The organism is Streptomyces sp. NPDC056987, assembly GCF_042673865.1.
Lineage (GTDB): Bacteria > Actinomycetota > Actinomycetes > Streptomycetales > Streptomycetaceae > Streptomyces.
The window spans coordinates 163,333-173,928 of the sequence record NZ_JBHURV010000017.1 but is presented as its reverse complement, the minus strand read 5'-3'; the positions used below and the strand labels follow the sequence as shown (position 1 = coordinate 173,928).

Here is a 10,596-nt window from a genome sequence, read left to right as displayed (position 1 = left end):
CCCACCGCGGGGGGGGGGTGGGGTCGGGTGACCGCACCCCCGGGCTGTTGGTGCGGCGCTGCTCCCGCCGGGCCCGGGGGTCGGTGGGCCCGGGCCCCCGCCCCGCGGCCGGTGATCTGTGACGTCCCTTTTCCGCCTGCCTACTTGAGCAGGTACGCCTTCAGGACGGTCACGTCGTAGGTGTTGCCGTTCTTGTCCGTCAGCTTCGCCTTGAAGGAGACCGAGGTGGCCTTCTTCGGGTGGCTCAGCGACAGGCTCTTCTTGCCGTCCTTCGCGGTGGTGACCGGCGCCTTGACCCACTTCGTGCCGCCGTCGTAGGAGACCTGCACGGCGAGGGACTTGAAGCCCTTCCCGGCGGCGGGCCCCTGGATCGTCAGCGGGACGGTCAGCTTCTTGCCCGCCGCGGCGGTGCTCGCCAGGTCCAGCTTCGGGACGAAGCGGACGGTGGAGAGCGGCAGGGGCGCCGGCGTCGCGCCGGTGACCTTCTTCGAGGTGTAGCTCCAGGCGGCGACGACGCGGCTGCTGACGCCCGCGACCTTGGTGGAGCGCGAGACATCGGTGCTGATCACGTAGCGGGACGACTTCGTGGGCAGCCCGTCGGTGAACTGGCAGAGATTACCGTTCACGTCGACGATCTTCTTGCCGTCGGCGCTGATGACGGTCCGCTGCTTGGTCACCGACGAGGAGCCGGGGTGGCCGGCGCCGTCCGCGAACTCGGCGACGCAGACGGCCATTTCGTTGCCGAGACGCTGCGCGAGGTTGTCGGCGTCGACCTTGGGGCTGAACACACCGACGTTGTAGACCTTCTCGTACGTCTTCTTCGGCTGGTAGGTCCTGGCCTTGTCGTCGCCGAGGTTCGCCTCACCGCCGTCTTCCTCCGTGCGGCCCTGCTGGCCGACGCCGAACTGCCAGGTGAATCCCTTGGGCGCGGTGACGTACGTCTTCGCCGTGCCGGGCAGCGGGAACGGGGCGGTGACCGTGCCGAGGCCCATCGACGGGGTGGACCAGAAGGCGTTGACGGTGCCGTAGCGGTTCTTGGCGGAGGCGCCGATCTTCAGGTTCACCTGGGCCAGTTCGCTCTTGGCCGTCTTGTGAGTGAAGCCGGTGTACATCGAACCGGGACGGTTGTAGAGCAGGTTGTAGCTGGTGCTGCCCTTCTGCCACAAGCCGCTGAGCTGGGTGGAGAACTGCCCGGCGGGCAGCGCGGCGCCGACCTGCGCGGTCCTGAGGCCCTTGAAGGAGCCCAGGAAATAGGTGCTGGCGAGCGCGGTGGACGGGGTGTCCAGCAGGTAGTTGAGGTAGGCGTCGCCCACCTTCGCGGACTCCGGGGCGGTGATGGAGACCGGCTTCGTCTTGCGGGCGTCGAAGGTCACCGTCGCGTTCTTCGTGACCGAGATCCCGGGCTGGACCATCAGGGCCACGTCCGGGTCGCCGCCGCCCGGCTTCGGGATGTCAATGGGGGCTTCGAGAAGGTAGGTGCCCTTCGGGACCCGGATCTTGGCGCTGCCGGTGCCGGAGACGTTCTTCCAGAAGTCGCCGTCGTGCCCGTAGACGGTGGCCAGCGCGTTGCCGGGCTTGCCCTTGGTGTCGATGAACTTCATCGTGAGGTCGTACGACTCGACCTCACGGATCACACCGAAGGAGGTCCGTACGCTCTGACCGCCCGCGGTGGCCTTGGCGACCAGGGTGCCGGAGAACGCGCCGTCCACACTGCCGGTCCGCGTGTTCGAGGTGATACCGACGCTCGCGGTGCCGCCCGCGGGGACGGTGACGCGGTTGGTGTCGGCCGTGAAGAAGCCGGCGGGGGCGGGCTTGCCCCGGGGGCCGGTGGTCTCCAGCGACAGGTCGAGGGTGACCGCCTTGGTGCCGGTGTTGCGGTAGGTGACCTGCTTGGTCACCGGCTTGTCGTCGGTGTGCGGCCACTGCTGGAGCCCGAAGTTCACCGAGGTCTGCTCGCTCACCACGCTCTGGGTGATCGCCTTGGTGAGATCCGCGCGCCCGGTGCCCTGTTGGAACGGCGTCAGGCCGGTGCCCGGCTTCGCGGAGGCGGTCAGCGTCTGCTTGATCCGCTGCCCGCTCCAGTCGGGGTGCTGCTGGGCGAGGATCGCGGCGGCCCCCGCCACATGCGGCGTCGCCATCGACGTACCCGACATGGAGACATAGCCGTCGGCGGCCGGATCGCCGAGCTGGCCCTGGGCGGCCTTCGCGGCGACGATGTCCACACCGGGCGCCGTGATGTCGGGCTTGAGCGACCCGTCCGCCGTCGGACCCACACTGGAGAAGTCGGCGATCGCGTCGTCGCGGTCGACCGCCCCGACCGTGAGCGCGGAGGCCGCGCTGCCCGGCGAGCCGATCGTGCCGGCTCCGGGGCCCTCGTTGCCCGCGGCGATGACGAAGAGGATGTTCTTCTCCGCGGAGAGCCGGTCGACCGCCGCCTCCAGCGGGTCGTGCTCGACGGTGTCCTCGCCGCCGAGGCTGAGGTTGGCGATCCTCGCGCCCTGGTCGGCCGCCCACTGCATGCCCGCGATGATGCCGGAGTCGTCGCCGAACCCGCTGTCGTCGAGCACCTTGCCGTCGAGGATCTTCGCGCCGGGCGCGACGCCCTTGTACTTCCCGCCGGACTTGGCGCCGGAGCCCGCGGCGGTCGACGCGACATGCGTGCCGTGCCCGACGTGGTCGACGGTGTTGCCCGACCCGGAGAAGTCCTTCTGCGCGACCTCGACACCCTTCAGGTCCGGATGCGTCTGGTCGACCCCGGTGTCCAGCACCGCGATCTTCACACCCTTGCCGTCGAACCCGGCCCCCCACGCGGTCGGCGCGCCGATCTGCGCGACACTCCTGTCCAGGCCGGCCTTGCGCTTGCCGTCGAGCCATACCCGGGCGATGCCGGTCGCCACCGTACGGTCCTCGCCACGCCCCGCGGAGGGTGCCGTGAAGGCGCTCCAGACCTCGGCGGAATCGTCCTTGGGCGCGGTCAGCGCCTCGCCCCTGACGGACGGGAGGCTCCGCCGGACCGAGACCTCCGCGGCCGAGATCGCCGACTTCGCCCGCGCCCTGTCCCGCGTGTCCGTCGCGTACGAGACGATCAGCGGCAGCGTCGAGCGGTGCGCGTCGTCGTACTTGTCCCTGATCAGCCCCGTCACATTGAACAGCCGCCGGTCCAGCCTGCCCTCGGCCACCAGCTTCGCCGCGTCGGACGGTACGACGTACGTGGCGTCACCGACCCGCCGCACGGATATCCGGATGCCCTCACGGCCCGCCGCGGGCTCGACGCGGGACACCCGGCCCTTCGCGTCCACGTGCACCCGGTCCCCGGTGATGAGGGTGACGGCGGACGAACTGCTCTGTGCCTGGCGCGCCTTGGCCTCGAAGGCCTGGATGGCGGCGGCGTCCCCGGCGGTGGTCCCCGCCGTGTCACGGCCGACCGCGGCGGCGCCTGTCGTCAGTCCCGCCGTGAGCAGTGCGGCGACCATGGCCGCGCCCGCTCGGCGTGTGCTTCTGTGCAACTCTCCCCCAATGATGGAGTAAAGATTGGTCAAACCCCCGGATCGGCTCTGAAGACGGTGGGAAAGACCGACCGGTTCATTCACCCGGTGCTCGAATCCGAGAAATCCTCCCGCGCGCCGCACGGGCCGCCGACGAACACACCGACATCCCGGGGGCCCACGTGACACCCCGCCATAGGTCTGTACCTGGGCCCTGAACTGGGCCCTTGGACCCTGCCGTTGGGCCCACGTTCATCTTTAGGCTTCCCGCGCTCGGGGTGAACGGCGACGGCACGGGTGAGGAGTACGGATGAGGCGTTCCCATGGGGTGCGCGAGAAGCACGGGCCCGTGCCCGTGCGGGAGAAGCACGGGCACGGCGGACGTCCGAGGCGTTGGCCGTCCCTCCTCCCCCGCGACAGCAGGGGCCAGACGGGGATCGAGTACCTCGCCCTGCTCGGTGTGGTGGTCCTGCTCATCGGGGGCATCTCGGTCACCGCCCTGTCCCGGGCCGAGAACGCGGGGCTCCAGTACGCGGCGTGCCGTGCCATGAATCCGTGGGGCGGGGCCGAGTCCTGCGAGAAGGTCGACACCGCGGACGGCGACGACGGGGACGGGGAGAACGGGGACGACGGGGACGGCGAGGACGACGATCCGGTCGTCCCCGAGAACGACCCGTTCCAGCCCGCGAAGTGTCTGATCGCCGAGGACTCGACCAAGACCACGGTCGTGGTGCAGATCCTCTTCATCAAGATCAGCAGCTCGGAGCAGGTCAAGGTCAAACAGTGGTCGGACGGCACCGTCACCCTGGAGCGCGTCACCGAGGTCGGCGGCGGCGTCACGGCGAGCATCGACGCGGGCATCCCGGGTCTGAAGGACTGGGGCGGTGGCGCCGCGCTGAGCGGCAGTTACACGAAGGGCAGCGGCAGCGGCGGGCAGTGGCTGTTCAACGGGAACAAGAGTGACGACCCGCAGGCCGATCTGGAGGCGAACCTTGAGGACGCCAAGCAGTTCGCCGAATTCCTCAAGGCCTCTGAGAAGTGCAACAGCCGTCCCGCCGGGCCGCGTTCGTCCGAACTGGGCATGATATGCGGCTACCACGCCGGCAAGAAGAAGCCGGACATCGACCCGGAGAAGGCACCCGACGTCGACATCACCAAGACCACCACGGAGCTGGCCGGCGGGGTGAGTTTCGGCAAGTCGTTCGCCAAGGACGACAAGGCGGTCAAGGCCCTCAAGGACACCATCGCCAAGGAGGTCGCCAAGAACAACCCGAAGGTGAAGGGTGAGGCGCTGGACAAGCTCGTCAAGGAGGCCCAGAGCAAGAGTGTCATCGCCGAGGCCAAGGACACCAAGGACGTCGGCAATGTCTCCGCCGACGGGCTGGCCGGGGCGATGAGCAAGGACGTGGTGGTGCTGCGCGCCAAGACCGGGCCCGACGCCGGGAAGATCACCTTCATCTACACCTTCTCCCTCAACGGCACGGTCGGCGCGGTCGCGCAGGCCAAGGGCAGCCGGATGCAGCAGGTGGCCGTCACGTACGACGCGGCCGCCTACGACCAGGAGGAGGAGGACGACCAGCCGCACCACCCCGAGAAGCTGGTGATCACCTCCAGCCAGGAGAACGGGGACGGGCCAGGCATCCAGGTCGGCGGGGGCGCCAACGCCGGTCCGGTGACGATCGACGTCGGCGGCGGGGGCGGCACCATCAAGTCGAACATCCACACCGAGTCGGCCGAGGTCAAGCTCGACAACGACGCGGACAGCACGGCCGTGGAGGACTGGCTGCGCGGGCGCGGCGACAACCCGGCCACCGGGTCCATCCCCTCCCCCACCTCGGCGGCCGAGCCGCTGACCGACGAGGCGGGCCCGATCGAGCGGCTGCTGCACGACAAGGGGAAGCTGACGCGGCTGGACTACGAGGCCAACACCGACTGGTGGAACGCCTCGCTCGGCATCGGATTCGGTGTCTCCGCCGGGCAGTTCAACCTCGGGTTCAAGCTCTTCGGCATCGACATCACGCACGAGGAGCGCAATCAGAAGATCACCGGGAACCCGACCTACGCGACGGGCCCGCAGAGCGGCGGCGGGCGCCCCTGGGTCCCGTTCACCAACTGCACGAAGACCACGCCGATCACCTCGTGACGCCCCTGCGAGCCCAGCACGATCCGGACGAGAGGCCCTACCGACGGCGGGCGATCCAGGTGGTGCGTGTGGTGCGGACGCTCAGGTCACCGCGGCGCACGATACCGAGAGGATGGGTCTGGTCCAGGAGGGTGTCGAGGGCTGCCAGGTCATCGGCTTCCAGGGCGTCGCCGACGTGGGAGCGCAGCCTGGTCAGGCAGACCTGCGCGTAGCGGCCCAACGCCGGACCGGCCTGGGAGGCGGTGAGGCGGATCTCGAAGGGGCGGCGCTCGTCCACGGTGAAGCCGGCGCCCCTGAGAGTCCCGTCCCACGCGTGCGGCGGCTCGGTGTTCGTCACGGCGTGCAGCCGCGCCTCCAGCCCGGGGCTACCGACGCCGGTGTCCGCGGGCAGGAAGCGCGGGAAGAAGTCCATCTCGGTGACCGCCAGCAGACCGCCCGGCCGCAGCCGCCCGTACGCCCGGGTCAGCGTCCGGGCCGGATCGCGCAGGTGGTGAAGGAAGGCGGCGGCCCACATCAGGTCGTACGGCTCGTCCTTGTCCGGCAGGGGCCATGGCTCGTCCAGGTTCGCCTCCAGGGTACGGACGCGTGCCGCGACGCCGCGCGCGGCCGCCTGCTTCCGCAGCCGGTGCAGCATCTGGGGCGAGAGGTCCACGGCCGTCACCGACGCGGTGGGGAACCGGTCGGCGAGTGCGAGACTGCCGGTGCCTGGACCACTGCCCATGTCCATGATCCGCGCCGGGACGGAGTCGGCGAGACGCGCGATCCAGCCGGTCAGCTCCCTGAGGTACGGCTGGAGAACCTCGGCGTCCAGCTCCAGCATCTCCGCCATCGCGATGTCGGAGCCGCTCGCATGCTCGTGCCCGATATGACCGTGATCGGTGGGGTGTTCGCTCATGCCCCGACGGTATGACGATCAGCATCGGCCGGTCATATGCTCTTGCCGGTGAAGCAAGAATCGACGCTCGACACCCTCGTCAGGATGCGGATCCGGTCCCTGCGCACAGCACGCGGCTGGTCACTGGACAACCTCGCCGAACGCGTCGGCATCAGCCCCTCCCAGCTCAGCCGGATCGAGACCGGCCACCGCCGCATCAGCCTCGACCAGCTCACCGCCATCGCGAGCGCCCTGGGCACGTCCCTCGACCAGCTCGTCGAGTCCCCCGACGACTCCGGCGTCGTCATCCGTCCCGACCGCGACGAGGAACGGGGCCTGACCACCTGGCTCCTCGGCGGCGACAACGGCCCCCAGCGCCGGACCGTCGCCAAGCTGCGCGTCACCGACCCGGCGGGCGCCGTCGCGCCGGGCGACCTCGGAGTCCACCCGGGCCGGGACTGGCTCACCGTGCTGTCCGGCACGGTCGTCCTCTACCTCGGCGAACGCGTCGTACGCGTCGAGGCGGGGCAGGCCGCCTCCTTCTCCACCCTGACCCCGCACACCCTGCGCTCCGACCGCGGGCCCGCCGAGGTCCTGTGCATCCTCGACCACAACGGCGAACGCGACCACAACGGCGTACGCGACCATAACGGCGTACGAGACCACCTCCGCCCGAGCCCGTGAACCGGACGGCGCGCCGGGCTCGGACCGCCCCCGCGCGTCCGCCGATCCGCGCGGCCCGCCCTCAGGGCAGGACCGCGATGCCGTCCAGTTCCACCAAGGCCCGCTCGTCCCACAGGCGTACGACACCGACCACCGCCATCGCCGGGTAGTCGCGGCCCGCCAGCCCGCGCCAGATCCGGCCGAGTTCCGCCGCGTGCGCGCGGTACTCCGCGACATCGGTGGCGTAGACCGTGACCCGGGCCAGATCGCCCGGCGCGCCACCGGCCGCCGCGAGCGCGGTCAGCAAGTTACCGAGGGCGGTGGCGAACTGCTCGGGCAGAGCGGCACCGACGAGCTTCCCGTCGGCGTCGAGAGCGGTCTGCCCGGCCAGCAGCACGAGCCGGCCGCCCGTGGCGACCACGGCGTGCGAGAAGCCGGTGGCGGGCGCGAGCCCGGCGGGGTTGACGCGCTCGGGGCTCATCCGTACAGCTCCTTCGCGATGATCGTGCGCTGGACCTCGGTCGCGCCCTCGTAGATCCGTGGCGCGCGGACCTCCCGGTAGAGGTGTTCCAGCGGATGGCCGCGCTGGAGCGCGCGGGCGCCGTGGAGCTGGACGGCCGCGTCGACGACGTACTGCGCGGCCTCGGTGGCGTACAGCTTCGCCATCGCCGAGCGCGCGGGCACCTCCGGGGCGCCGGTGTCGTACGCGCAGGCCGCCGCGTACACCAGCAGGCGCGCCGCCTCGGTCCTGGTCGCCATCTCCGCGACCTGGTGCGCGACGCTCTGGAGGTCCTTGAGCGGGCCTCCGAACGCGGTGCGCGTGGCGGTGTGTTCCAGCGTCGCGTCCAGCGCCGCCTGCGCCATGCCGACGGCGAACGCGCCGACACTGGGCCGGAACCGGTTCAGGGTGGTCATCGCGGTACGGAAGCCCCGGCCCACCTCGCCGAGGACGTCCTCGCGGGTCACGGGCACCGCGTCGAAGACCAGGGCGCCGACGGGGTGCGGGGAGAGCATCTCGATGGGGGACCCGGTCAGCCCCGGGCGGCCCGCGGGGACGAGGAATGCCGTCACCCCCCGCGAACCGGGGCGCGAACGCGGAGCCGGATCCGAGGCCGGGACCGGGACCGGGTCCCGGGCCGCTCCCTCGGACGTCCGGGCGAAGACCGTGTAGAAGTCCGCCTCGGGCGCGTTGGAGATCCAGCGCTTCTCCCCTGTCAGCCGCCAGCCGTGGCCGTCCGGCTCGGCGCGCAGGGTGAGCGCCGCCGCGTCCGACCCCGCGCCCGGCTCGCTCAGCGCGAACGCGGCGACCGCGCGCCCGGCGGACACCTCCGGCAGCCACCGGGCGCGCTGGGACTCCGTACCGGTCAGGACGACGGGGCAGGTGCCGAGCCCCTGGAGCGCCAGCGCCGTCTCGGCCTCCGTGCACCCCTGGGCGAGGGATTCCCTCAGCAGACAGAGGTCCAGCGCGGAGGAGGTGAACACCCGCTCCAGCAGGCCCAGTCGGCCCAGCTCCGCGAGAAGGGGGCGGTTCACCCGGCCGGGGTCGCCCCGGTCGGCGAGCGGGCGCAGCCGCCGCGCGGCCAGGGCGCGCAGCTCCGCGCACCACGCGGTCTGTACCGGATCGAGCGAGAATACGGGCATCCGGGCCCCACTTCCAGCACGTCTATGGCGGACCGTTGACTGTCGTCAACTTCACGATACGCTCGATGAGCGACCCCACACACCGTCAGGGGGCGAACGATGGAGCCGACTCACACCGCCCACGTCGACACCTTCCCGCGCGACCAGCTGCCGCCGGTGGAGCAGTGGCCCCGGCTCCTTCCGCTCCCGCGCGGGGCGCGTCCTCCCGAACGCCTCAACTGCGCGGTCGAGTTGCTGGACCGTACGGCCGAGCGGTTCGGCCCCGACCGGCCCGTCTTCCGTACGGCGGTGGGCGAGGTCTGGTCGTACGGTGAACTGCGCGGCCACGTCGACCGGATCGCCCATGTGCTCACGGAGGATCTGGGGGTGGTGCCCGGCAACCGGGTGCTGTTACGCGGGCCCACCACGACCTGGCTGGCGGCGTGCTGGCTCGCGGTGCTGAAGGCGGGCGCGGTGGCCGTCACGGTTCTGGCGCAGCACCGGGCGCCCGAGCTCACCGCCATGTGCGAGATCGCCCGGATCCGCCACGCCCTGTGTGACGTACGGGCGTTGGGGGATCTGACCGGGGCGGACGTGCCGGGGCTGCGGATCACGGCGTACGGCGGGGACGGGCCGGAGGATCTGCTGCGCCGGGCGAGCGCCAAGCCGGAGCGGTACGCGGCGGTGGAGACCGCGGCGGACGATGTGGCGCTGATCGCGTTCACCTCGGGGACGACGGGGCGGCCCAAGGGGTGCGCGCACTTCCACCGCGATGTGCTGGCGGTGGCGGACACGTTCTCGCGCGAGGTGCTCCGTCCCGGGCCCGGGGATCTCTTCGCGGGCAGCCCGCCGCTCGGTTTCACCTTCGGGCTCGGCGGGCTGGTGATCTTCCCGATGCGGGCCGGGGCGTGTGCGCTGCTGCTCGAACAGGCGCAGCCGAGGCGGCTGTTGGCGGCGATCGGTGAGCACGGGGTGTCGGTCCTGTTCACCGCGCCGACCGCCTACCGGGTGATGCTCGACGCACTTGAGGAGGCCGGATCGCGGGCGCCGGACGTGTCCAGTCTGCGCCGGTGTGTCTCGGCCGGTGAGAATCTGCCCGCCGCGACCTGGCACGCCTGGCACCGGCGCACCGGAGTGCGCATCATCAACGGCATCGGGGCGACCGAGCTGCTCCACATCTTCATCTCGGCGGCGGACGAGGCCATCAGACCCGGCACCACGGGCGTGCCGGTGCCCGGGTGGCAGGCGCGCGTGGTGGACGGGGCGGGGGCGCCGGTGCCCGACGGGGAGCCGGGGCTGCTGGCCGTACGGGGCCCGGTGGGGTGCCGGTATCTCGCCGATCCGCGCCAGTCGGAGTATGTGCGGGACGGCTGGAATCTGACCGGCGACACCTATGTGCGCGAGCCCGACGGCTACTTCCGCTATGTCGCCCGCGCCGACGACATGATCATCTCTGCCGGGTACAACATCCCCGGGCCGCAGGTCGAGGAGGTTCTGCTGGCCCACCCCGATGTGGTGGAGGCGGCGGTCGTCGGCCGTCCGGACGCGCTGCGCGGCCAGCTCGTCGCCGCGTACGTCGTCCTGCGGCACGGCGCCGCCGCGGACGGGGAGGGCGTGATGGCCGCCGCGCTGCGGGAGTTCGTCACCGCCCGGCTGGTGCCGTACAAGTGCCCGCGTGTCTTCGTCTTCCTGGACGCGCTCCCCCGTACCGCCACCGGCAAACTCCAGCGCTACCTGCTGCGCGCCCAGGACCCGGCCGACCCGGCCGACCCGCCGGCCGCCGGAGCGGAGGCGGGGCACCTAAAGTGATC

At 71.4% G+C, this 10,596-nt stretch carries 7 protein-coding genes; 3 read left to right on the top strand and 4 right to left on the bottom strand.

The features are described from left to right. Positions 1 to 140: 140 nt before the first annotated feature. Positions 141 to 3,506: a S8 family peptidase gene (locus ACFTZC_RS21065; protein ID WP_382891857.1), complete on the bottom strand. Its 3,366-nt coding sequence runs from the start codon at positions 3,504 to 3,506 to the stop codon at positions 141 to 143. A 289-nt stretch (positions 3,507 to 3,795) separates the two neighbouring features. Between ACFTZC_RS21065 and ACFTZC_RS21060 the strand changes: the two genes are divergently transcribed. After that, positions 3,796 to 5,628: a hypothetical protein gene (locus ACFTZC_RS21060; RefSeq protein WP_382891855.1), complete on the top strand. Its 1,833-nt coding sequence runs from the start codon at positions 3,796 to 3,798 to the stop codon at positions 5,626 to 5,628. 37 nt (positions 5,629 to 5,665) lie between these two features. Here the strand turns inward: ACFTZC_RS21060 and ACFTZC_RS21055 are convergent, their stop codons facing one another. Next, positions 5,666 to 6,523 (bottom strand): class I SAM-dependent methyltransferase, encoded by an 858-nt coding sequence (locus tag ACFTZC_RS21055; RefSeq protein WP_382891853.1) that lies wholly within the window; start codon positions 6,521 to 6,523, stop codon positions 5,666 to 5,668. Positions 6,524 to 6,607: 84 nt separating this feature from the next. Here ACFTZC_RS21055 and ACFTZC_RS21050 point away from each other — a divergent pair, with 84 nt between their 5' ends. Next, positions 6,608 to 7,186, top strand: coding sequence for a helix-turn-helix domain-containing protein (locus tag ACFTZC_RS21050; protein WP_382891869.1), 579 nt, complete (start codon positions 6,608 to 6,610; stop codon positions 7,184 to 7,186). A gap of 61 nt (positions 7,187 to 7,247) precedes the next feature. Here ACFTZC_RS21050 and ACFTZC_RS21045 read toward each other — a convergent pair whose 3' ends face one another. Continuing rightward, positions 7,248 to 7,646, bottom strand: coding sequence for a RidA family protein (locus ACFTZC_RS21045; protein WP_382891850.1), 399 nt, complete (start codon positions 7,644 to 7,646; stop codon positions 7,248 to 7,250). Continuing rightward, positions 7,643 to 8,806, bottom strand: coding sequence for an acyl-CoA dehydrogenase family protein (locus ACFTZC_RS21040; RefSeq protein WP_382891848.1), 1,164 nt, complete (start codon positions 8,804 to 8,806; stop codon positions 7,643 to 7,645). The genes ACFTZC_RS21045 and ACFTZC_RS21040 overlap by 4 nt, the downstream gene beginning before the upstream one ends. Positions 8,807 to 8,905: 99 nt before the next feature. On the opposite strand from ACFTZC_RS21040, the gene ACFTZC_RS21035 reads away from it, so the two are divergent. After that, positions 8,906 to 10,594, top strand: coding sequence for an AMP-binding protein (locus tag ACFTZC_RS21035; protein WP_382891847.1), 1,689 nt, complete (start codon positions 8,906 to 8,908; stop codon positions 10,592 to 10,594). Positions 10,595 to 10,596 lie beyond the last annotated feature (2 nt).